Consider the following 23444-nt stretch of genomic DNA (forward strand, 5'->3'; position numbering starts at 1 on the left):
CCCAACCCCGGCACGCCACGGGGCGTGCCGGGGTTTTTTGCATCGGGCCTGAATTGCGCTTTAGTCCCCGCGCCCCAACTTGATGCACGGCGCGTCTTCGCCATGTCGGCGCATGCCCGCTTGTAGTGCACACGCTGCGCCATCTTGAACCATCCCAGGCAGCGCAAGCCGCCCCGCGCGTGCGCACCAGCCTGTCTATCAGCTTGCAGCCAGCCGTTTGCCTTCCGTTTTTCATCGGCATAAAACCTGGCACGGACATTGCTTGAAGGGAATAGAGCCGGCGCCTACCGCAGCAAAGCCGGCCAGATGGATGCGCCAACGGCCGTCCTCCTCCTCGTTAAATCCGATCAGGACTCCGCACCATGAAGAAGACGTTGCTAGCCTTGCCTTTTGCGCTTGCCGCTTGTTTCGCCTCGACGGCCCAGGCCGAACCCACCGATCTTGGAGGCGGTTTTTCACTTAGCGGTAACGCCACCATCGCCAGCGACTATCGGTTTCGTGGCTATTCCCAGACCGACTTCCGCCCCGCCGTGCAAGTTGGCATCGACCTGACCCACAGCTCGGGCTTCTATCTGGGCAACTGGAACTCCAACGTCTCTGACTTCGTGTTTACCGACGGCAACCTGGAAATGGATTTCTACGGCGGCTGGAAGGGCGACGTGGGCGGCGGCTTCACGCTGGACGCCGGTGTGCTGCATTACTACTACCCCGGCTCAAGCTCGCCCAAGGGCGGCAACTACAACAACACCGACCTCTATCTTGGCGCGTCCTACGGCAACTACTCGCTGAAGTATTCCTACACGCCCAGCGACTTCTTCAGCACGCCCGACAGCAAGGGCACGTGGTACCTGGATGGCACCGCGACGTTCGACCTGGGCGATGGCTGGGGCTTGCTGGGGCACCTGGGCTACCAAAAGCTGAAGAACCAAACAAACATGGACGGCGACTCCATCGGCCATTACGTGGACTACAAGCTGGGCGTGACCAAGGACATCAAGGGCTGGGTGTTGGGCCTGGCGGCAGTGGGCGCCACCAAGGACAACTGGCTGCCCACCAAGTACGGGCACCCGTCCGGCCGACTGGGCGCGGTGTTCTCGGTGGCTCGCACGTTCTAAACCTGAATCCGTGGCGGCGCTTTGATGGGCGCCGGCGTTTGGGGGGATTGATGGAGACGGCCTGATGGGGCCGTCCCCTTCAATTCCCCCTTTTTTTGTTCGTGGGCGGTGCGCTGATGAGCGGCGGTGGCGGGTCTGTGACGCGGGTCGGCACGCGCGCCACATGCTTGCTCAGGCGGGGTAAAAAACCGCGCGCGTTGCACACATCGCAATAATTGCCTCTAATGGGCGCGCACAAGATGCGACGGGGCACTTTCCGCGCATCACCCTGGCCGCTATCGTCGGTGGCCGGGGATTCAAGGAGCTTTGAGCGCAGTGACTATCGATTTCGAAGAAGCAATCAAGCCTTTTTCCTGGATGGAATACGAAGGCAACTTCTCGGTAAGCCTGAATGTCGGGGAATACAAGGAAGAAGTTTTCCGCCGCAGAAGGGAAGAGGGTTTCCTGGGGACGGGCTACGACTGGACCTCGCTGGCGGTCGTTTTTCTGACCGAGAAACAGCCGGACCTGGATGAGTCGATCGATTTCGACCCGGAAGCCGATACGTTCTGCGCTTATTCGTCCGATAGCGAAGCGCTTAAGGCCTTTGCCCTGGCGTTCAAGGCCGCTTGCGAAGACAAAAAGCTGATTCAAGACCTGTTTTCGCGGGCCGAACTGGACTGATCACCCGCCCAGGATAAAAAATATACTGGCGGCGTCAGAACAATATCCTGGGCGTCTTGATGATCGAAACCCGTTTGTTGCGGCAGTTTGTCGCCGTGGCGGAAACTCTGCATTTCAATCGCGCGGCACAGCGCCTGCACATGGCGCAGCCGCCGCTCAGTCAGGCTATTCGCCGGCTGGAAGCAGAGATTGGCGCGCCCTTGTTTGAACGCACCAATCGCAGCGTGGCGCTGACGCCGGCCGGCGCGGCTTTCCTGCAATCGGCACGCCACATTCTGGATGCGCTGGACGACGGCGTCGCCCACACGCGGCGCGTCGCCCAGGGCATGGACGGCCACCTGACTCTGACCTTCATCAACATTGCGCCGTACGCCGCGTTATTGCGCGCGTTGCGGGACTTCCGTGGCGCGCATCCCGCCGTGGCCTTCACGCTGCAAGAGGCCACCACGCAAGAGCAGGTGCTGGCGCTTGAGGCCGGCCAGGCCGATATCGGCTTCATGCGGTCTCCCGGCGCCACAACACCCAGCCTGCGATTTGAATCGCTGCTGCAAGAACCCATCCAGGTGGCCTTGCCCGCCGGGCATCCCCTGCATACGCGGGCGGTGGTCGATCTGGCGGCATTGAAAGACGAGGCCTTTGTGGCGTCGCCCCGACGGTTGGGCCAGGGCTTTCACGATCAATTGATCCAGCTTTGCCAGACCGCCGGCTTTGTTCCCCGGGTGGCGCAGGAAGCGCGCCAGTTGCAGACCGTGGCGGCGCTGGTGGCGGCAGGCTTTGGCGTGGCGCTGCTGCCGGCATCGGTGGCCCAGGCGGGGCGCGCCGACGTGGTGTTCCGGCCGCTGGCGGCCGATGCGCCGCCTGCCTTGTTGCGGGTGGACTTGTTGATGGCGTGGAATCCGTCGCGGGATTCTCCGGTCCGGGATCGGCTCCTGGACGCGATCCGTTCAGCCCGGCAAGACGTGCACGGCGAGCAAATCAAATAAGACGTAAAAGGTCTTATTCCAGCATGAATAAGATATTTTACGGATGTGGGGTGGCGCCCTAAGCTCGGCAACTGTCTTTGTCGAGCCCGGAAGCCTCATGCCCACCGCCGTCTATATCTTCTCTGTTTGCACCTTTGCCTTTGGCTTGTCGGAGTTTGTTGTCGCGGGCTTGGTGTCGGCGATGGCCGACAGCCTGCACGCCCGCATTGAAGCGGTGGGCACGGCGATCGCGGCCTATGCTTTCGGCGCCGCCATTGGCGCACCCATCCTGACTGCGTTGGTGGCGCACTGGCGCGACCGCCGCATCCTTGCGTGCGCCATGGCGATATTGGCGGTGGGCAGCGTGTTGATGAGCTTGTCCGCAACGTTGCCCATCTTGCTGGGCGTGCGCTTTGCCGTCGGCCTGGCGCATGGCGTCTTCATGGCCGTGGCGTCCGACGCGGCGACTCGGCTGGTGGACCCGACACGCGCGGGCCGCGCCGTCGCCGTCGTGTGGATCGGCCTGACCTTGGCTCTGGCACTGGGCGTGCCGCTGGGCACGTTCCTGGGCAGCGTGTGGTCCTGGCGGGTGGTGTTCCTGGCCATTGGTGTGTTGGCCTTGGTGGGGCTGGGCGGGCTGCTGTGCTGCATGCCGGGTCGGTCCAATCCGCCGCAGCCGGACACACAGTCGGGCTCACAGGCGGGGCCATTGGCAGGCCAGGGGCCAAGCCGACGGGGCAGCGTCCCGCCGCGACCCCAAGCCGGCTCCGGCATGGCCGCAGGCTTGCGGGCCATCGCCCATCCGCGCATGTTGACGACGGCCGGCGTCGGTGCGCTGGTCAGCGTGGCGACGTTCTGCTTTTTCACCTACGTGTCGCCCTACCTGTTGCAAGTCACGGGGGTAAGCGTGCGGCAGTTGAGCACGGCCATGCTGCTGTTCGGGGTCTTTTCGATTGGCGGCAATCTGCTGGGCGGGTATCTCGTGGACCGCATGGACCCCGACCGCGCCGCCATGCTGGCGTTGGCGGCCCTGGTGGCAACCTTGCTGGCCCTGTACCCATTGCGCGCGTCGTCTTGGGCCGTGCTGGTGCTGGCGGGGGCGCTGGGGCTGGTGTTTTTCTGCATTGTGACCGTGCTGACGCTGCGGCTGCTGAAACAGGCCCAACACTACGTGCCGGCGTTCACGGCCGTTGCGGCGGGCTTGAACATCGCGTCTTTCAACCTGGGCACCGCCGTGGGCGGCGGGCTGGGCAGCCTGACCATCGCCTGGGTGGGACTGCCCGTGCTGCCCCTGGCCGGAGCGGTGGCGGCGTTGGTCGCCATGATCGCGTTGTGGCGGCAATCGGGCGGCGCCGGCAGCACGCGAATGGCTTGACGGCGCTGCCTGGCAGGCGGGCCGTCCCCCCGGCCTTCCGGCCCCGTCAAAGACCATTTCCGGGAATCGGCGCAGTCCTTCTACAATCATGGGTTGCGTGTAATTCTGGACTGCGTGAGATGTCAGACGTTTTGAGTATTGAGTCCCTGGATCTGGAAGCCAGGGGGATCGCCCGCCGCGACGGCAAAGTCGTGTTCGTGGAAGGCGCGCTGCCGGGCGAACGGGTCACCACCGTGACGCTGCGCCGCAAGCCTTCCTACGAGATTGCTCGCGTGGACGAGGTCATGCGCCCGTCGTCGCAACGCGTCCAGCCGCGCTGCCCGCACTTTGGGGTCTGTGGCGGCTGTGCCATGCAGCATCTGGAACCCAGCACGCAAGTGGCCATCAAGCAACGGTCGCTGGAAGACACCTTCTGGCACGTCGGCAAGCTGCGCCCCGCGCTCATCCTGCCGCCGCTGCAAGGCCCCACCTGGGGCTACCGCTACCGCGCGCGCCTGTCGGTGCGCGTCGTGCCGAAGAAGGGCGGGGTGCTGGTAGGTTTTCACGAACGTAAAAGCAGCTATGTGGCCGACATGCGCGAATGCCATGTGCTGCCGCGCCACGTCAGCGACCTGCTGTTGCCGCTGCGCGAGATGATCGGTTCGATGTCGGCGCCTGACCGCATGCCGCAAATTGAAGTGTCGTTGGGCGATGGCGTGACAGCCCTGGTGCTGCGCCACCTGCTGCCCCTGACCGACGGCGACATCGCCATCCTGCGTGCCTTTGCCGCCAAGCACAACGTGCAGTGGTGGTTGCAGGCCAAGGGCCCGGAAACGGTGCACCCGCTAGAGCGCGAACATGCAGACACGCTGTCGTATACCATGCCCGAATTCGGCCTGCGCATGCCGTATCGGCCCACCGATTTCACGCAGGTCAACCACGCCATCAACCGCGCAATGGTGTCGCGCGCGTTGAAGCTGCTGGATGTGCAGCCCACCGACCGCGTCGCTGACCTGTTCTGTGGCCTGGGCAACTTCACCTTGCCGCTGGCAACGCAGGGCCGCGAAGCCGTGGGCGTGGAAGGCAGCAAGGCCCTGACCGACCGCGCGTTTGACGCGGCGGCGCGCCATGGCCTGGCCGAGCGCACCAGCTTTGCCACCTTGAACCTGTTCGAGGTGGACGCGCATTGGCTGCGCAGCCTGGGCTATTTCGACCGCATGCTGATCGACCCGCCGCGCGAAGGCGCGCATGCGGTGTCGCAGGCGCTGGCCGAATTGTCGGTGCAAGAGCGCCCGCGCCGCATCGTCTACGTGTCCTGTAACCCGGCCACGTTGGCGCGCGACGCGGCCATTCTGGTGCATGAAGGTGGGTACGAATTGAAGAGCGCCGGCGTCATCAACATGTTCCCGCACACGGGCCATGTGGAATCGATTGCGGTGTTCGAATCGTTGGACGCCGAGGCTGTGGCCGAGGTCAAGGAACGCGCACGCCAGCGCGCCATCCAGGCCGATGCCGACGCCATCGCGGCAGAAGAGGCCAAGGCGCTTGCCGCCGCTGAAAAAGCGGCTGCGAAGCAGGCGGCCACTGATGCCTACCATGCGCGCGTTGCTGCTGAAGCTGCCGAAGCGGGCGTTGCCGCCGAAGCCATCGAAGCCGGGGTGGCGCAAGCCGACATCGACGCCGTCGCGGAACCGGTCGCGCCTGCAAAAGACTGATCGCCCCAGCGCCGGCTGGCCGCGGTTGGCTTGGCGTTCGTGCCGTTCAGCGTGGCCGCGTACATGGCCAGTGCCGTCGAACTACGCTGCCGGAACCGCGCTAGCCTGACCAAGGCCCGTGCTGTGCCAGGGCCGGTACTGGCACAGCCTTTAGTGCGAGCGCCCCAGCGTTTCCAGAATCGGGCAATCGGGCCGATCGTCGCCATGGCAGTTCTGCGCCAGATGCTTGAGCGTGGCGGCCATGTCGCGCAGCGCTTCGGCCTTGCGCTCCAGCTCCTGCACATGCTCCAGCGCAATGCGCTTGACGTCCGCGCTGGCGCGGCTGCGGTCCTTCCATAGCGCCAGCAATTCGTTCATCTGCTCAACGGAAAATCCCAGGTCGCGCGCGCGGCGCACGAAGCGCAGCGTGTGCAAGTCGTGGTCGCTGTAAACCCGGTAGCCGGAATCCGTGCGGACCGCCGGCCCGATCAGGCCGATGCTTTCGTAGTACCGGATCATCTTGGCCGAGATGCCCGAGCTTTTTGCGGCTTCGCCGATATTCATGGTCAGACTCCTGGTATCAAGCGTGCGCAGTGCGCGGCCGGAACGCCTTCAAGCGCAGCGCGTTGCCCAGCACGAAGACGCTGGACAAGGCCATTGCGCCCGCGGCAAAGATGGGCGACAGGGACAGGCCGAAGGCGGGGTACAACACACCGGCCGCCAGCGGGATCAAGGCGGCGTTGTAGGCGAAGGCCCAGAACAGGTTCTGGCGGATATTGGCCAGCGTGGCACGGCTGAGCGCGATGGCGTTGGGCACGCCGTGCAGGTCGTCGGCCATCAACACGACCGAAGCGGCCTCGATGGCCACATCCGTGCCCGTGCCGATGGCAATGCCGGTATCGGCGGCGGCAAGGGCCGGCGCGTCGTTGATGCCGTCACCCACGAAGGCCACCTTGCGGCCGCCTTCGCGCAGCGTTTCAATCGCCTGCACCTTGCCGTCCGGCAGCACTTCGGCGCGCACTTCGTCAATGCCCAATTGACGCGCGACGGCGGCCGCCGTGTAGCGGTTGTCGCCGGTGATCATGGCCGTCTTCAAGCCCTGGGCATGCAGCGCGGCAATGGCTGATACGGCGGACGGCTTGATCGGGTCGGTCACGGCCATCATGGCTGCGGCCTTGCCATCGACCGCCACGTAGATAGGCGTCTTGCCTTCGTTGCCCCAATCGGTGGCTTGCGCGCCAAAGCCGCTGACGTCCACGCCGCGTTCTGCCATCAGCCGTGCCGCGCCCGCCAACATCTTGCGGCCCGCCACGGAAGCTTCCACGCCTGCGCCGGTGATAGCGGCAAAGCCATCGGCGGGCAGCAGCGCGATCTTGCGCGCCTCGGCGGCCGCCACAATGGCCAGCGCGATGGGGTGCTCGGAACGCGCCTGAACCGACGCCACCCATTGCAGGACGTCTTGCTCGTCGTAACCGGGGGCCGGCGCCAATTCGGTCAGCGTCGGCTTGCCCAGCGTCAGCGTGCCGGTCTTGTCGAAGGCCACCACGTTGACGTCGCGCAGCGTCTGCAACGCGTCGCCCTGGCGGAACAGCACGCCCATGTCGGCCGCGCGCCCGGTGCCCACCATGATGGACGTGGGCGTGGCCAGCCCCATCGCGCAAGGGCAGGCGATGATCAGCACCGCCACCGCGTTGACCAGCGCGTGCGACAGCGCGGGCGTCGGGCCAAGAAAGAACCAGGTCAGGAAGGTGAGCAGGGCGGCCGCCATCACGGCCGGCACGAACCACGCGGTAACCTGGTCGACCAGCGCCTGGATGGGCAGGCGCGCGCCCTGGGCGGCTTCCACCATGCGAATAATGCGGGCCAGCATCGTGTCGGCGCCGGTGTGCGTCACGCGCAGGGTAAAGCTGCCCGACGTGTTCAAGGTGCCGCCGGTGGCTTGCATGCCGGGCTGCTTTTCGACCGGGACGGGCTCGCCCGTCAGCATCGATTCGTCCACATACGAATTGCCTTCGATGATGTCGCCGTCCAGCGGGATTTTTTCGCCCGGGCGCACGATGACGACGTCGCCCTTCTTGACCTTTTCGATCTCGACATCAAACGCCTGCCCGTCACGCATGACGCGCGCGGTGCGCGGCTGCAAGCCGATCAAACGCTTGATGGCCGCGCCCGTCTTGCCCTTGGCGCGCGCTTCCAGCATGCGGCCCAGCAAGATCAATGTGACGATGACCGCCGCCGCTTCGAAATACACGTTGCGTGCCGCCTCGGGCAACCAGCCGGGCGCGAAAGTAGCCACCACGGAATAGCCCCAGGCAGCGCCCGCACCCAACGCCACCAGCGAATTCATCTCGGGCGCGCGCCGCCACAGCGCCGCGAAGCCCTTGGTGAAGAAGTGGCGACCGGGCCAGACCAGCACGACCGTCGTCAGCACAAACTGCATCAGCCAGCTATTTTGCTGGCCGATCGTGCCCAGCACCCAATGGTGCATGGCGGGAATCAGGTGCGAACCCATTTCCAGCAGGAAGACCGGCAACGTCAGCACCAGTGCCACGGTGAATGCGCGTTGCAGGCGCTGAGCTTCGGCATCGCGCGCTTGCGATTGGCGTTCGGCATGGTCGTCCTGCGCGGCGATGGGCCGAGCTTCGTAGCCCATCTTCACAACGGCATCCACCAAGGCCTGCGGTTGCGCGGCGGCGGGGTCAAACGACACCAGTGCGCGTTCGGTGGCCAGGTTGACCTGCGCCTGGGCCACGCCGGGCACCTGGGTCAGGGCCTTTTCCACGCGTTTGACGCACGAGGCGCACGTCATGCCTTCAATGGCAAGTTCCAACTGGGTGGAGGAGGGGCTGGCAACGCTCATGGCTGTTCTCTAAGTGGACGGGAGCTTGCAGTTTCATCCTTCCCATGGTGGGAAGGTCAAGACGGATTTTATGCTTGACCTTGCCATTATGGGAATGTTTAAGCTGCGGATCATGGCGTGCGAAACCACTGCGCGCCGCCCCTGACTTTATGGAGAACACCATGAGCATCGAATTCCAAGTCCCTGATATGACCTGCGGCCACTGCGTCAAGACGATCACCGGCGCGGTCACCGACGTCGCACCCGGTGCCACGGTAACCGTAGACCTGCCGACGCACCGCGTCACGGTGTCCGGTACGGATCAGGCCGACAAGGTTGAAGCCGCCATCCGCGACGCCGGCTACGAGCCCGCCCGGGTCTAACCGCGTCGCCATCGAAGGGCGGTTATGATAGAAACCGCTTTTCGATCTTCCTTGCTTGATCGTAAAAAACTATCGATCAATTTACTTTATTAAATTTGATTAATTGATAGCCGGCATTTATCATTCTTTCCATGGTGGTCAAACAAACCCCGCTACCCGCTACCCAAGGAGAGATTTGAATGCTGCAAAACCGCGAAGGCCAACGTGTTCCGAACGTAACGTTCCCCGTCCGTGAGGACAACACGTGGAAGAAGGTCACGACCGACGATCTGTTCAAGAACAAGACGGTTGTCGTCTTCTCGCTTCCCGGCGCTTTCACGCCGACCTGCTCGTCCACCCACTTGCCGCGCTACAACGAACTGGCCCCCGCGTTCTTTAACGCCGGCGTCGACAGCATTGTGTGCGTGTCGGTCAACGATACCTTCGTCATGAACGAATGGGCCAAGGACCAGGAATCGGCCAACATCACGTTGCTGCCTGACGGCAACGGCGCTTTCACCGAAGGCATGGGCATGCTGGTCGACAAGAGCGACCTGGGCTTCGGCAAGCGCAGCTGGCGCTATTCGATGCTGGTCAAGGACGGCGTCGTGCAAAAGATGTTCATCGAACCGGAAAAGGAAGGCGACCCGTTTGAAGTGTCGGACGCCGACACCATGCTGGCGCACATCGCCCCGACGGCCAAGAAGCCCGACCAAGTCGTCGTGTTCTCCAAGCCGGGCTGCCCGTTCTGCGTGGAAGCCAAGGCACTGCTGGACGAAAAGGGCTACGCCCCGATCGAAATCCCGCTGGAAAACAAGGTGCGTGGTCGCGTGATCGGCGCCGTGTCCGGCAAGGGCACTGCCCCGCAAGTGTTCATCAACGGCACGCTGATTGGCGGCCTGGAAGACCTGAAGGCGCACTTCGCCTAAGGGCATACGGGGCAGTTGCCCCAAACAGCCGGGCAGGGGGCCAGCCCCCGCGCCCGGCCGGTGCCGGCAGGCGGTAGCAGCAAGACCGCCTTGCCCGCGCCGGCCCGAGCTTCCCTTTTTACGCACCCTTACTGCATTCCTTGTGCGACCCCCAGCGGCGTCGCCGGACGGTGTTCGTCCCGAGGATGCGCAACAAGGCGGAACTCGCCTTTAGAAACCTTGCTACCCGCAACAGGGGAACCACAGTCATGAAAACTCTGCATACCGATATCGCCATCATTGGAGCCGGCACGGCCGGTCTGGCCGCTTATCGCGCCGCGAAGGCGGCGGGCAAGCGTGCCCTGCTTATCGAAGGCGGCCCCTACGGCACGACCTGCGCCCGCGTGGGCTGCATGCCGTCCAAGCTGTTGATCGCCGCTGCGGAAGCGGCCCACAACGCCGCGCACACCGACGCCTTTGGCGTGCACGTGGGCGGCGAAATCACGGTGGACGGCGCGGAAGTCATGGATCGCGTCAAGCGCGAACGCGGTCGCTTCGTGGGCTTTGTGCTGGACGGCGTTGAGAACATTCCTGCCGAAGACAAGCTGCGCGGCTATGCCCGGTTTGTGTCGGACACCGTGTTGCAGATCGACGATCACACCGAAGTGCATGCGTCGCGCGTGGTCATCGCCACGGGTTCGCGGCCGTCGGTTCCGCCGCCTTTCCGCGCGCTGGGCGACCGCCTGGTGGTGAACGACGACGTCTTTGCGTGGGACGACCTGCCGCGCCGCGTGGCGGTGTTCGGCCCCGGCGTGATCGGGCTGGAGCTGGGCCAGGCGTTGGCGCGACTGGGCGTTGATGTGCGCGTGTTCGGCGTCAGCGGCAGCCTGGGTGGCATCAGCGACCCGCAAGTTCGCCAAAGTGCCCGGAAGATCTTCCAACGCGAGTTCTATCTGGATCCGGATGCCCGGGTGCTGGAGACCACGCGAGTGGGCGACGAAGTGGAAGTGCGCTACGTGACGCTGGATAACGCCGAACGCATCGAACGCTTTGACTACGCGCTGGTCGCCACCGGCCGCCGCGCCAACGTGGACGGGCTGGGCCTGGAAAACACGTCGCTGGAATTGAACGTGCACGGCGTGCCGGTATTCAACCGCGAAACGATGCAGGCAGGCGATTCCGCCATCTTCATCGCGGGTGACGCCAACGCCGATGCGCCGTTGCTGCACGAAGCCGCCGACGAAGGCCGCATCGCCGGCGAGAACGCCGCGCGCTTCCCCGATCTGCAAAACGGGCTGCGCCGCGCGCCGCTGGCGGTGGTGTTCTCGGACCCGCAGATCGCGTTGGCGGGGCAGGGCTATGGCCGCCTTATTCCCGGCACGTTCGTTGTCGGCGAGGTGGACTTCAGCGACCAGGGCCGTTCGCGCGTGATGCTCAAGAACAAGGGCCTGCTGCACGTTTACGCAGACATTGCCACGGGCCGTTTCCTGGGCGCTGAAATGGTCGGCCCCAGCGCCGAGCACATTGGCCACTTGCTGGCCTGGGCGGTGCAGCAGGAATTGACGGTGGCGCGCATGCTGGAAATGCCGTTCTACCACCCCGTCATTGAAGAGGGCCTGCGCACGGCGTTGCGCGACGCTGCCGCCAAGCTGGCTGCCGCCCGCGAATCCGTGTGCAGCGAAACGCAGGAACAAGAAACGGTTTGACCGTGTGAAGCAGGGGCGGCGGCCCCTGAACGGGAAAGGCCCGATCCATCAGGATCGGGCCTTTTTTTCTGATCGCCAATGAGCTGGTCGATGTAGCCGACTCAGTCACCAGGGTCGTCTTAGTCGTCCGATTGCTTCTTCGGCACCGGGAACGGGTTCTCGCGGTACTGCAAGGTGAAGCCGGCGCGTTCGTCCTGGCCAAGCTCGCGGGCAAGGTAGGGCATGGCTTGCTTCAGGCCTTCGTGCAGCGTCCACGGCGGGTTGATCAGGAACATGCCGCTGCCATGCAGGCCATAGCCGTCAATGGTGGCCTTCTTGACCGTCAGCGTGGCATGCAGCCAGCTCTTGACCTTCAGGTTTTCAAAGTGGCGCGCCATTTCGCTGGCTTCGCGACGCTGCACCAGCGGATACCAGACGGCGATCGTGCCGGTGGCAAAGCGCTTGATGCATTCCTTCACGGTGATCAACGTGCGGCGATAGTCGTGCTTGTCTTCGTACGACGGGTCGATCAGCACCATGCCGCGCCGCGTGGGCGGCGGCAGCAGGGCCTTCACGCCTTCGAAGCCGTCATCGCCATAGATCGTGGTCTGGCGTTGCGCCGTGCGGCCCTGGTGTTCCAGGTTGACGACCAGCGTGTCGATCTCGGTCGGGTGCATTTCAAACAGGCGCAGGCGGTCGGACGGGCGCATCACGTCCAACGCCAACCACGGCGAGCCGGGGTAGCGCTTCAAGCGGCCATTGGTGTTGTAGTCGCGAATGCGCGCGACGTAGTCGGCCAGCAGCGGCGGCAGGTCCTTGGCTTCCCACAGGCGGCCAATGCCTTCCTCGAATTCCGAGGTCTTGTTTGCCCAGTCGCTTTCCAGGTTGTACAGGCCTGCGCCGGCGTGGGTGTCCACGACCCAGTAGGGCGCGTCTTTTTTGTTGAAGTAGTCCAGGGTGTGGACCAGGATGGCGTGCTTGAGCACGTCGGCGTGGTTGCCGGCGTGAAAGGCGTGGCGGTAACTGAACACGGGGCGTTCTGCCTCAGTCGGCCGGCCGGATCGCGGCCAGCTCGTCGGTGAAAATGCCGTCGATGCCCCAGTCCAGCAGCAAGCGGGCACGTTCGGGGTCATTGACGGTCCAGGCCGCGATTCGATAGCCGGCGGCGTGCACGGCGTCGATCAATTCGCGGGTTGCGTCTTTTTGGTTGATGTTCAGCGCCACGCACTGGTACTTGGCAAGGCGTTCGCGCCAGTCGGCGGGCACCTTTTCCACCAGCAGGGCGCGCGGCAGTTCGGGGGCGGCTTCCAGCGCCGCTTGCAAGGCTTCTTCGGCAAACGAAGATAGCAGCGGGGGCGTGCTTGCGCCTTGCCACAGCTGCTTGCAGGCCAGCGCCACGGCGGCGCCGGTTTCGGCCTCGCGACCCGGGCACGGCTTGATTTCAACGTTGCTGGCAATGCCATTGGCCACGGTGTAGCGGGCCACGGCGGCGAAGGTGGGCAGGGGTTCGCCCGCGTAAGCGGCCGAGTGCCAGCTGCCGAAATCCAGTTGTGCCAGTTCGCTGTAGGTCTTGGCGGCGGCCGGGCCGGTGCCGTTCGAAGTGCGGTCGACGTCGTCGTCGTGCATCAGCACCAGCACGTTGTCGCGGCTCAGTTTGACGTCGTATTCGAACATCGTGAAACCGTGCTCGGCGCCCACGCGCATCGCGGCCAAGGTGTTCTCCGGCGCCAAACGACCGCCGCCACGGTGGGCGATGTAACGGGAATAGGGCCAGGAGGGAAGATTTGCGGTCATGTTGGTGATGCTTGGGGTTCTTGGGGACAGGGTTGCAAGGATACTCCTTCTTGGGGGGCGATTCGGCGCTGGACCCCGCCGCTGGGCGCCAGCCAGGTGGGGCGGCGGGGTGGCCCCTTTTTACTTGGGCGCCACTTTGCCTTGGGACACATCCATGATCATCCGGCTGGCCAGGTACAGGCGCGGCACGATGCTGTTGATCTGAATGTATTCCGCGTCATTCGAGTGCGCACCGAAGCCGCTCAAACCCATGCCTTCAACCACGGGGCCGCGCGCCTTCAAGGCCGCGAACGCCGCGTCCGTGCCGCCGCCGCTGGCCCGGTCCACCACCTTCAACGGCAGGTCCAGTTCCTGGTAGATCTTGACGCCATGCTGGGCCAGCGCGCGCGAGGCATCGGTGGCTTCCAGCGGCGGGCGGCGCACCTCGAACTTCACGCTGACCTTCGATTCGGGCAGCAGTTTTTTCTGCACGCGTTCTTCCAGCGTTTTCGCCAGGGCGTCAAAGTCGGACACGCGCAAGGCGCGCGCGTCAGCCTGCGCGGTGGCCTGGCCGGGGATCACATTGCGATTGGTGCCCGCCTGCGCCACCGTCCAGTTCAGCTTCAGGCCATCTTCCGGCTTGGAAAGCTTGTCCAGTTGCAGCAACTGGTGCGCCAGTTCATACAGCGCATTGACGCCGCCTTCAGGGCGGGCGCCCGCGTGCGAGGTCTTGCCTTGCACCGTCAGGTACGCCGCGCCGATGCCGCTGGTGGCCAGGGTCAGGCGGGGTTCGGTGCCGCCGCCTTCAAAGGAAAACACCGCGTCCTGGTCCGCGCCCAGCCGCGTGATGGTGCTGCGCGCGCCCGGCGAACTGATCTCTTCGTCGCCGTTGATCAGCACGGTCAGCGTGCCGAAATCTTTGAATCCCAGCTTTTGCAGCAGCGTCAGGGTGTGGATGATCGTCGCCACGCCGTGCTTGTCGTCGGCAATGCCCAGCCCGTAGGCCTTGTCGCCGTCAACGCGGAACGGCTGGTCTTTCAGCATGCCGTTGCGGTAGACGGTGTCCATGTGGGCGATCAGCATGATCTTCTTGGTGCCGGTGCCCTTGAACTCGGCGTGCACCATCGGGCCAACCTTTTCCGGCGTGTCGTCCAGTCGGAACACATCGGTGGCGGGGATGATCTCGACCGTGCCACCCAGCGCCTTCAGGCGGTCGCGGATCAAGTCCGCGATGCGTTCGACGCCTTCCACGTCCTTGCTGCCGGATTCAATGTTGACCAGGTCGCGCATGGTGTCCAGCATGGCTTGTTGCTGGGCTTTGGCGGCGTCGTGCACGGCGGCCACCGGCGCGGCCAGCGCCCCGTGCGCCCCGCCCAGGAAGGCAAGAGCCAGGCAGGCGGGCAGGACGTGCTGGCGGAAAGAGGTAAGCGGCATTGATGGAACCCTTTATAAAGTTGCACAGGAAAGGGCGTCGGCGAACGGCCGGCGTCGGGGCGCGGCACGGTGATCGGCCGGCCCCACGGGCCAAGATACGGGTGGCTACGGGGACCGGAAACGGGAATTTCCCGGGTTGACGGTGCAACGCTTCGGTGGGAAGCGCCCCGTCTGCGCCCGCCCGGGATAAACCTGAAGAGAATCTAAAGGCCCGATGCAAGTGAGAAATGCTAAAATCCGCCCGCTGATCCGGTAATAACCGGTATGGGAATAGGGCGAATCAAGTTCGCCCTTTTTTTTGCGTTTTCTTTTGCGTTTTCGTGCGGCTTTGGGTGGACACCCCCGAAGCGCGGCAACAGGGATTCCATGTTCGAATTTATTCGCAGCCATCGGCGCTGGATGCAGCTCATCCTGCTGCTTCTGATTGTGCCGTCCTTCTTCCTGGTCGGAATTCAAGGCTATGACAGCTTCATGCGCAAAGAGCCGGAGTTGGCGACGGTCGCTGGCCAGCCGATTTCTCGCGCCGAGTTTGACCAGGCGCACCGCAACCAGCTTGAGCAGATGCGTCAGCGTCAGGGCGCCCGCTTTGACCCGGCCGTCTCCGACACGCCCGCCTTGCGCGAAGGCCTGCTGAACCAGCTGATCAATCAGCGTCTGCTGGCCAACGTCGCGGTGGACAACCGCTTCAACGTGTCGGACGAAACGCTGCGCAACACCATCGCCGCGATTCCCGAAGTACAGGACAACGGCCGCTTCTCGCCCGAGCGTTATCGCCAGGTACTGGCCGCGCAGGGCATGTCGCCGACCTCGTTCGAAGCCGGCCTGCGTCGCGATCTGGCCGTAGGCCGCGTGCTGGACCCGGTGGGCCAATCGGCCCGCGCGCCCGCCGAAGTGGTCGCCTCGCTGGAATCGGCCCTGACGCAGCAGCGCACCGTGCAATTGCGCCGCTTTGCCGCCGAGGACTATCGCTCGCAAGTGACCGTGACGCCGGCCGATATCCAGGCCTGGTACGACGCCAACAAGCAGCAACTGCAAATTCCCGAACAGGTCCAGGTGCAATATCTGGTGCTGGACGAAGCTGCCGCCACGCAGGGCATCCAGGTCAAGGACGAAGACCTGACGGCCTATTACGAGCAAAACAAGAACCGCTTTGGTCAGCCCGAACGCCGCCGCGCCAGCCACATCATGATCGAGCTGGCTCCGGGCGCCTCGGAAGATGCCCGCAAGGCTGCCCGCGCCAAGGCCGAAGACCTGGCCAAGCAAGCCGCCGCCGATCCGGCCAAGTTTGCCGAACTGGCAACCAAGAATTCGCAGGATGCCGGTTCCGCCGCCAAGGGCGGTGACCTGGGCTGGCTGGCGCCGGGCATGTTGTCCGGCCCGCTGGAAAAGGCCATTTTCAGCCAAACCAAGGACCAGGTGTCCGGCGTGGTTGAAAGCCCGGCCGGCTTGCACATCGTCAAGGTCACCGAGATCCAGCCCGCCGCCATCAAGCCGCTGGCCGAGGTCAAGGACCAGATCACCGGTGAGGTGCGCAAGCAACTGGCCGCCGTCCACTTTTCGGAAATGGCCAGCCAGCTGAACAAGCAGGTCTACGACCAGCGCGACAGCCTGCAACCGGCCGCCGACGCGGTGGGCTTGAAGCTGCGCACCGCCTCGGGCGTTACCCGCGAAGGCTTGCTGCCCGCCGACAAGGCCGGCCCCGGTTCCGCCGCGGACAGCCCGGATGCCGAGCTGCTGGACAACCCGCGCGTACGCCAAGCGCTGTTCTCGGCCGAAGTGATGCGTGAAAAGCAGAATTCCGGTGTGATCGAATTGTCGCCCGCCATCATGATGGCGGTGCGCGTGGCCAACATCGAACCGGCCCACGTGCCTGTGTTGGACAAGGTCAGCGATTCCATCCGCGCCCGTCTGCTGCAAGAGCGTTCGGCCGAAGCCGCCAAGAAGGCCGGCGAAGCCGCGTTGGCGGCCGACAAGGCCAACCCGGCCGCCGCGCCGGAAGGCTTCTCGCCCGCTGTGACGATTTCGCGCCAGGACCCCAAGAACTTGCCGCAGCCCGTGGTGGATGCCGCGATGCGCCTGCCGTCCTCGCCGCTGCCGGGTTACACCGGTGTGCAGTCGGGTGCGGACTACACGCTGGTGCGCCTGGAAAAGGTTGAGGCCGGTTCGGTCGACGCCACCGCCAAGGACCGTCTGACGCAGCAACTGTCGGGCGGCCTGGGCCAGGCTGAAATCGAAGCGCTGCTCAAGATGCTGCGCGAGCAATACAAGGTTCAGGTGCTGCCCAGCGCCGCCGACGTCATTCGCGGCGATCAGCCGCAGGCAGCGGGCTGATCCGTCAGCACCCGGGGCCTTGCGGGTAAGGGCCCCGGTCCTTGGACTATTAGTTAGTTCAACAGTGGCTGCAACGTCGGCCACACGTTGTCCAGCAATTGGGGCTGGGCATCCTCGTTAGGGTGGATGCCGTCAGCCTGGAACATCGCCCGGTTTGTTGCCATTCCCTCCATCAGGAATGGCACCAGCCGGGCGTTTTCGTTTTTGGCGACCGTGGAAAACAGCTGCGCGAAACGTTGCGAGTAGTCCCGTCCGTAGTTGGGCGGGATCTGCATGCCCACGATCACGACCTTGGCGTCGGCTTGCTTGGCAGCCTGCGCCATCGTGCGCAAGTTTTGTTCGGTCATGGTCAGCGACAAGCCGCGCAGCGCATCGTTCGACCCCAGTTCCAGCACCACCACGGCCGGCGCATGCTGACGCAGCAGCGCCGGCAGGCGCGCCACGCCACCGCTGGTGGTGTCGCCGCTGATGCTGGCATTGACGACCTGGTACTTAGGGTATTGTTCGGAAACCCGCGCCGCCAGCAGCGGTACCCAGCCCGTGCCGCGCTTGATGCCGTATTCGGCGGCCAGGCTGTCGCCCACCACCAGCACGGCCCTAGGCGCGGAACCCTGGGCCGCCACGGCGGTCTGAGCGTGGGCGGGAAGCGCCATGACGGCGAGACTCAGGGCGGACGTAAGACGCAGAAGGGAAAATAGGCGCATGGATAGCAAGAATTCGATCGAAGTGAAAGGGCTGGGCAAGCGGGTCGCCGATGCCGGCGGGACGCTTTCTATCCTGGAAGGCATTGATTTTACGGTCCAGGCGGGTAGCGCCGTGGCGATCACCGGAAGTTCCGGCTCGGGCAAGTCTACGTTGCTGGGACTATTGGCCGGGCTGGATGTTCCCAGCGTGGGCAGCGTGCACCTGGCCGGACAGGACCTGTTCGCCCTGGACGAAGACGGCCGCGCGCGCTTGCGGGCCAACCATGTGGGCTTTGTCTTTCAGTCATTCCAGCTGTTGCCGAACCTGACGGCGCTGGAAAACGTGATGCTGCCGTTGGAGCTGGCGGGCCTACCCGCGCGCGAACCGGCCCAGGCCATGCTGGAACGCGTGGGCCTGGGCGCGCGCTTGCACCATTACCCGCGCACGCTGTCGGGTGGCGAGCAACAGCGCGTGTCGCTGGCGCGCGCCTTCGTGGTGGAGCCCGACCTGCTGTTTGCCGACGAGCCCACCGGCAGCCTGGACGCCGCCACGGGCGTCACTGTTATCGATCTGATGTTTGACCTGCACCGCGAACACGGCACCACGCTGGTGCTGGTCACGCACGACTCGCAACTGGCCGCGCGCTGTGCACGCCAACTGGTGTTGGCGGCCGGCCGGATGGTCCAGGGCGACTGACGCGCCCGGGCGTTTCCGGCCTTAGCCTTGGCCTTATTTGGCCTTCGCCACGGCCTGGTTCCACGCCGTAACCACCGCTTCATAATCGGTGGCGGCCGCTTCCTGGCTGACCGGGAAGATCTTGATCGACGCCAGATCGGGCAGGGGGGTCAGGCTGGCCACGGCCACGTCAGTGCGGGTCGGGCGGCGAAAGTTCTTCACCAATTGCGCTTCCTGCGATTCCTTGCTGAGCAAGCCGTCGTACAGCGCCTTGGCCGCATCCAGGTTCTTGGCGCCCTTGATGATGAACATGCCTTCAGGCGCCAGGTAGCTGCCCTCGGTCGGGTAGACCAGCTTGATCTCTTTTTGCCCGCCCGCCACGTATTCCTGCGCCGCGTATTCCAGCGTCATGCCGACCGCATATTCGCCGGCCGCCACGCCCTTGTAGGTGGTGCCTGACGACGCGGTAACGACGGCGTTGGCGGCGATCTTGTCCAGCCCGGGCTGACCGAATTGCTTGTACAGCCCGTACACCAGCATGTACGCCGTGCCGCTTTTCGACGGGTCGGTGATCGCGAACTTGTTCTTCCACTGCGGCTGCATCAGGTCCGACCAGGTGGCGGGCGCGGGCAGGCCCTTCAACTGGCGTTCGTTGACCATCATCACCATCACGTGCACGTTCGTGCCCACCCACAGGTCATCCGGGCCACGGAATTCGGCCGGAATCTTGTCCAGGTCGGCCGAGCGGTAGGGCTGCAACTGCTGGCGATACGCGCCCAGCGTGCCAAAACCGCCGCTCCAGAAAAGATCGCCGCGGGGGTTCTGCGATTCAGCTTCGATGCGCTTCATCATCGTGCCCGTGCCGCCCGTGACGGGCTGCACGTTCAGCTTGGGGCTCTTCTTTTTCACCGCATCCAAGGCGGTCTCGATGGTTTCCGTGTTGTTCGACGAATACAGCACGACGTTCTGGGCGTGCGCCGCGCCGGCGGCCAGGGTGGTGGCCAACAGGCTGGTCTGGATCAAGTGCTTGATTTGCATGGGTAACCTTTCGAACTTTAGGGGGTTATTTGCCGGAGAACAGCTTGATGCGAAATGCCTTGACCGACACGATGATGGGCAGAACGATCACCGTGACCAGCGCCGCGCCGTAGGCCGACGCCATGCCCAGCCTGCCGCCGTCAACCTGGCGGAAGATGGCGATCGGCATGGTTTCCAGGCCGCCGCTGTAGGCCACGATGGACGCCGACAGCTCCGAGATGGTCGTCAGCCACATCAGGATCGCGGCGGAAATGATCGACGCCTTCATAGCGGGCAGGATCACTTTGAAAAACGTCATCAGCGGCGACACGCCCAGGCTGATCGACGCTTCTTCAATGGAATCGGGAATATTGAACAGCACCGATGATGCGTTGCGTACCGCGAACGGCAGGCGGCGCACCGTGTAGCACAGCACCATGATGCCGGCGGTGCCGGCCACCACCAGCCAGCCCGTGTTGAACGTCTGCACCAGCGCAATGCCCAGCACCGTGCCGGAAATCGTCAGCGGCAGCACCACGATGTAGTCCAGCACTTGCGTGAAGGCACTGCGCTTCTTGATCGTCAGATAGCTGACCAGCACCGCGAAGGCCACGCCCAGCACCGTGGCCATCGAAGCGAATTTCAGCGAATTCAGGATCGGTTCGGGCGCCCCGTGCAGCGCGCGCTGCATGCTGGCCAATGACCATTGGCCCCATTGCATGACGGGCCCGCTGGTCTTGGTGAAGGCGGCGATGAACACGATGATCAGCGGCAGCATCGACACCAGGATCACCAGGCCGACGCCGCCCGCATACAGCACCGCCGTCCAGGAACGCACCCGCACGGCGGCCGGTGCGCGGCCCTGCGTCATGGTGTAGACCTTGCGTTCCACCACGCGCTTCTGAAAGAACAGCACGATGGCCACGATGGCGATCGACACGACCGACATGGCGCTTTGCAACGTGGGGCTGCCGCCCATTTCACTGACGAAGGTGTTGTACGTCATGACGGACAAAAGCGGCACGCGGCTGCCCAAAAGCATCGCCAACGCAAAGTTGCCCACCACCAACGTAAACACCACCAGCGCGTTCACCAGCACGGCGGGCAGCAGCACCGGCACCAGTACGCGCAGCCGCGTCAGCAACGGCGGCGTGCCCAGGCTAAGGCCCGCTTCTTCAAGCTGGCCGTCAAACCCGCGCAGCGCGGCCAGCACGCCCAGGTAAATGTAGGTGTAGTAGACGAGCGTCATGGAAAACACCATGCCCGTCCAGCCGTAGAACGACGGCAACGAAATACCTACGTCGCCCAGCAGATTGGTCAACAGGCCGTTATTGCCCAACAGCAGCAGCCAGGACTGGCCCACGATGATCTCAGGGATCACGATGGTCAACACCGGCAGAATCGCGACCAGGTTCTTCAGCGGAAAGTCGTAGCGCGCCACCAGGTACGCAAACGGCACGCCCACCAGCACGGTGCAGGTGGTGACGGCCAGGCCCAGGAGCAGGGTGTTGCCGAACGCCTCCAGGTATTGCGAGTCGGCCAGCAACGCCTTGAAGCCGTCCAGCGTGAAGCCGCCGTCCTGGCCCGTGATGCTGTTGCCGAACAGCACCCCTAGCGGATACAGCACAAAGAACAGAAGCAGGACCAGGCTGATCGCGGTCAGGATGCCCCAGGGCCACCATTTGATTTTCATGGCGCGCGCGTCCTCAGGCGTTGACGACGCGGCTGTCGGCGGGGATCAGCACCTGCACCGATTCGCCGGGCTGGAACTGCGCCACCATGTTGCCGGCATGCAGTTCGACGCGGATCTCCGTGCCGTTGTCCAGCGCGATGCGGTAGGCCGTCTTGAAGCCCAGGTATTGGCGGCGCAGCACCTTGCCGGGCAGCGTATTGGGCACGTAGGGCGTGGGGGCCATCAGCGCCAGTTCTTCCGGGCGCGCGATCAGCACGCCGCTGGCGTCCAGCCGCGCGCTGCCTTGCACCCCATCAAAGCCCAGCCCGCACAGTTCATAACGCACGTGCCCTTGCGGTGCGCCCGCCAACCCGGTTTGCGCGGGCACCGGAATGACGTTGGCCGACCCGATGAAGTCCGCCACGTACGCGTTGACGGGCGTGCCGTACAGGTCTTCAGGCGTGCCCAATTGCGCGATGTTGCCGTGGTCCATGATGGCGATGCGGTCCGACATCGCCAGCGCCTCTTCCTGGTCGTGCGTGACAAATACGGTGGTGATACCCGCTTCCCGCACCAGGTCCAGGATCACGTCCCGCATCTGCAAGCGCATCTTGGCGTCCAGGTTGGACAGCGGTTCATCCATCAGCAGCACGCGCGGCCGGATCACCAGCGCGCGGGCCAGCGCTACCCGCTGGCGCTGGCCGCCGCTCATCTGGGCGAGGTAGCGGTCAGCCAGTGCCAGCAGGCCGACGTTGTCCAGCGCTTCGTTCGCGCGCCGCGTGATGTCGGCGCGGGCAACGCCCCGGGCGCGCAGCCCGTACGCCACGTTGTCAAACGCGGTCTTGTCCGGGAACAGCGCGTAGTCCTGAAACACCATGCCGATGTCGCGGCGGTGGGCGGACACGTGCGTCACATCGTCCTGGTCGAACAGCAGGCGGCCGCCATCGGGCGCATAAAAGCCCGCAATGCAGCGCAGCAAGGTGGTTTTGCCGCAGCCGCTGGGCCCCAACAGCGTGTAGAACGCGCCGTCGGGTATGTGCAGTGACAAATTGCGCAACACTTGCTGTCCGCCAAATGTCTTGGCGATGCCGTCTACCGTAATCGATGCCATGTCAGTTCCTGCTTGGGTTCCCGGCATCATAGGAACGCGGTCCAGGCACGACCAGCAGTGTTTTTTAAGGCATGGCGTTAGATTTTCTAAGAGGTCGGCCGGGCCGCTATCCCATAGAATGCGGCAGAACGGAACGGGACGGGCGTGGCCCTGCCGCGCCGCCAATAATTAGACGACAAGGGTAAACGTGGGAAAGAGCAGCACACACTGGCGCCCGGCGGGCGTGCGGGCGGGCGCCCGTTGAAATGGCGGGGCCGATCCTGCCGCCGTTGAAAGCCCTGCGCGTGTTCGAAGCCGCGGCACGGCTGCGCAGCTTCACGGCCGCTGCCGATGAACTCAGCATCACGCACAGCGCGGTCAGCCAGCAGATACGCGTGCTTGAAGACTACCTGGGGCAGCCGCTGTTCGCCCGCGAGGCGCGCGGTGTGGCGTTGCTGCCCGGGGCGCAGGCGTATTTCCCTGAAGTGCAGGCCAGCCTGGAACGCATCGCCGCCGCCACGGCCAAATTCAAGGCGCCGGCCTATGGCGGCGTGTTGCGCGTGTGCGCCACCCCCTCGCTGACCATGAAATGGCTGATCCCGCGCCTGTCCACCTTCCAGGGGCAGCACCCCGGCATCGACGTGCAACTGACGACGCAGGCCCGTCCTTTTCTGGACCGGGGAGGCGGCACGGGCAGCGACGTATTGATCCGGCATGGCTTCATGGCGCATTCCGATCTGGCGTGCGTGCATTGCCTGGACGACTTTCACGTGCCCGTGGCCTCGCCGCGTTTTATCGAGCGAAACCGCTTGCGCGCGCCTGCCGATTGCCTCGGCCATCCGCTCTTGAAGATATCGGGCGGCATGGACCATTGGCCCCGCTGGTTCGCGCTGGCAAAGGTGGACGTGCCGCCGCAGCTGCCCGGGCCCGTGTTCGACCATCAATTCCTGTGCATGCAGGCGGCCATGAACGACCTGGGCATTGCCTTGGCGCCGTGGTGCCTGCTTGAAGACGATATTCGCGCCGACCGATTGCGCCCCTTGTTTGAGCAGCCCCATCTGCCCAACGCCGGCATCCACGCGCTGTACCGCCAGGACGGCCCGGCCGCCGCCGCCGCGCAGTTGTTCATCGCGTGGCTGTGCGCGCAGTCGCCCAGCCTGCCTAACCCCACCTGAACCGAGACACC

General features: G+C 64.6%; 20 protein-coding genes. 11 read left to right on the forward strand and 9 right to left on the reverse strand.

All coding sequences use genetic code 11. The features are described from left to right. Nucleotides 1-362 precede the first annotated feature (362 nt). From ACNPP0_RS21215 to rlmD, 5 genes are all read left to right on the forward strand, one after another. Entirely contained in the window at nt 363-1115 is a 753-nt protein-coding gene (locus ACNPP0_RS21215) for a TorF family putative porin (RefSeq protein WP_104143884.1), read from the forward strand. Between the two features lie 315 nt (nt 1116-1430). Next, complete coding sequence (locus tag ACNPP0_RS21220) at nt 1431-1778, forward strand: Imm51 family immunity protein (RefSeq protein ID WP_332608020.1); 348 nt, start codon at nt 1431-1433, stop codon at nt 1776-1778. 59 nt (nt 1779-1837) lie between these two features. Further along, nucleotides 1838-2761, forward strand: a complete 924-nt coding sequence (locus ACNPP0_RS21225; RefSeq protein ID WP_448706924.1) for a LysR substrate-binding domain-containing protein — start codon at nt 1838-1840, stop codon at nt 2759-2761. A gap of 97 nt (nt 2762-2858) precedes the next feature. Next, complete coding sequence (locus tag ACNPP0_RS21230; RefSeq protein ID WP_448706925.1) at nt 2859-4115, forward strand: MFS transporter; 1257 nt, start codon at nt 2859-2861, stop codon at nt 4113-4115. Nucleotides 4116-4234: 119 nt separating this feature from the next. Then, a complete protein-coding gene (gene rlmD, locus ACNPP0_RS21235; protein WP_448706926.1) occupies nt 4235-5809 on the forward strand; it encodes a 23S rRNA (uracil(1939)-C(5))-methyltransferase RlmD in 1575 nt (524 codons plus the stop codon). Between the two features lie 150 nt (nt 5810-5959). Here rlmD and cueR read toward each other — a convergent pair whose 3' ends face one another. After that, nucleotides 5960-6352 carry a Cu(I)-responsive transcriptional regulator gene (gene cueR, locus ACNPP0_RS21240; RefSeq protein ID WP_332608024.1) on the reverse strand — a complete coding sequence of 131 codons (393 nt, stop codon included), beginning with the start codon at nt 6350-6352 and terminating at the stop codon, nt 5960-5962. Between the two features lie 16 nt (nt 6353-6368). Beyond that, nucleotides 6369-8648, reverse strand: coding sequence for a heavy metal translocating P-type ATPase (locus ACNPP0_RS21245; RefSeq protein ID WP_448706927.1), 2280 nt, complete (start codon nt 8646-8648; stop codon nt 6369-6371). A 161-nt stretch (nt 8649-8809) separates the two neighbouring features. On the opposite strand from ACNPP0_RS21245, the gene ACNPP0_RS21250 reads away from it, so the two are divergent. The 3 genes from ACNPP0_RS21250 to ACNPP0_RS21260 all read left to right on the forward strand — a co-directional run bounded on the left by ACNPP0_RS21250 (nt 8810) and on the right by ACNPP0_RS21260 (nt 11603). Then, the gene (locus ACNPP0_RS21250; RefSeq protein WP_332608026.1) at nt 8810-9010 is read left to right on the forward strand and encodes a heavy-metal-associated domain-containing protein; all 201 of its coding nucleotides are present in this window, start codon (nt 8810-8812) and stop codon (nt 9008-9010) included. Nucleotides 9011-9189: 179 nt separating this feature from the next. Further along, nucleotides 9190-9918, forward strand: coding sequence for a glutathione peroxidase (locus ACNPP0_RS21255; RefSeq protein WP_050730296.1), 729 nt, complete (start codon nt 9190-9192; stop codon nt 9916-9918). Nucleotides 9919-10166: 248 nt separating this feature from the next. After that, the gene (locus ACNPP0_RS21260) at nt 10167-11603 is read left to right on the forward strand and encodes a dihydrolipoyl dehydrogenase (protein WP_332608027.1); all 1437 of its coding nucleotides are present in this window, start codon (nt 10167-10169) and stop codon (nt 11601-11603) included. A 119-nt stretch (nt 11604-11722) separates the two neighbouring features. On the opposite strand, the gene ACNPP0_RS21265 is transcribed toward ACNPP0_RS21260, so the two are convergent. The 3 genes from ACNPP0_RS21265 to ACNPP0_RS21275 form a co-directional block, all read right to left on the reverse strand. Further along, a complete protein-coding gene (locus tag ACNPP0_RS21265) occupies nt 11723-12613 on the reverse strand; it encodes a 23S rRNA (adenine(2030)-N(6))-methyltransferase RlmJ (RefSeq protein WP_046804976.1) in 891 nt (296 codons plus the stop codon). Nucleotides 12614-12626: 13 nt separating this feature from the next. After that, nucleotides 12627-13376 carry a glycerophosphodiester phosphodiesterase gene (ugpQ, locus tag ACNPP0_RS21270; RefSeq protein WP_332608028.1) on the reverse strand — a complete coding sequence of 250 codons (750 nt, stop codon included), beginning with the start codon at nt 13374-13376 and terminating at the stop codon, nt 12627-12629. A gap of 120 nt (nt 13377-13496) precedes the next feature. Beyond that, complete coding sequence (locus tag ACNPP0_RS21275) at nt 13497-14789, reverse strand: M20/M25/M40 family metallo-hydrolase (RefSeq protein ID WP_332608029.1); 1293 nt, start codon at nt 14787-14789, stop codon at nt 13497-13499. A 366-nt stretch (nt 14790-15155) separates the two neighbouring features. Here ACNPP0_RS21275 and ACNPP0_RS21280 point away from each other — a divergent pair, with 366 nt between their 5' ends. Beyond that, nucleotides 15156-17120 (forward strand): SurA N-terminal domain-containing protein, encoded by a 1965-nt coding sequence (locus tag ACNPP0_RS21280; protein WP_332608030.1) that lies wholly within the window; start codon nt 15156-15158, stop codon nt 17118-17120. Nucleotides 17121-17173: 53 nt separating this feature from the next. Here ACNPP0_RS21280 and ACNPP0_RS21285 read toward each other — a convergent pair whose 3' ends face one another. Then, a complete protein-coding gene (locus tag ACNPP0_RS21285; protein ID WP_448706928.1) occupies nt 17174-17824 on the reverse strand; it encodes an arylesterase in 651 nt (216 codons plus the stop codon). Here ACNPP0_RS21285 and ACNPP0_RS21290 point away from each other — a divergent pair. Then, nucleotides 17823-18500: an ABC transporter ATP-binding protein gene (locus tag ACNPP0_RS21290; protein ID WP_448706929.1), complete on the forward strand. Its 678-nt coding sequence runs from the start codon at nt 17823-17825 to the stop codon at nt 18498-18500. The two genes, ACNPP0_RS21285 and ACNPP0_RS21290, sit on opposite strands and share 2 nt — an antisense overlap. 33 nt (nt 18501-18533) lie before the next feature. Here the strand turns inward: ACNPP0_RS21290 and ACNPP0_RS21295 are convergent, their stop codons facing one another. From ACNPP0_RS21295 to ACNPP0_RS21305, 3 genes are read right to left on the reverse strand one after another with little or no spacing between them, the layout of a single operon-like run. Next, complete coding sequence (locus ACNPP0_RS21295) at nt 18534-19517, reverse strand: ABC transporter substrate-binding protein (RefSeq protein ID WP_332608033.1); 984 nt, start codon at nt 19515-19517, stop codon at nt 18534-18536. A gap of 25 nt (nt 19518-19542) precedes the next feature. After that, complete coding sequence (locus ACNPP0_RS21300; protein ID WP_448706930.1) at nt 19543-21189, reverse strand: ABC transporter permease; 1647 nt, start codon at nt 21187-21189, stop codon at nt 19543-19545. 13 nt (nt 21190-21202) lie between these two features. Next, nucleotides 21203-22279, reverse strand: a complete 1077-nt coding sequence (locus tag ACNPP0_RS21305) for an ABC transporter ATP-binding protein (RefSeq protein ID WP_448706931.1) — start codon at nt 22277-22279, stop codon at nt 21203-21205. A 245-nt stretch (nt 22280-22524) separates the two neighbouring features. Between ACNPP0_RS21305 and ACNPP0_RS21310 the strand changes: the two genes are divergently transcribed. Beyond that, nucleotides 22525-23433, forward strand: coding sequence for a LysR substrate-binding domain-containing protein (locus ACNPP0_RS21310; protein ID WP_448706932.1), 909 nt, complete (start codon nt 22525-22527; stop codon nt 23431-23433). The last annotated feature ends 11 nt before the right edge of the window (nt 23434-23444 follow it).

This window comes from Achromobacter semiaridum (assembly GCF_053543755.1).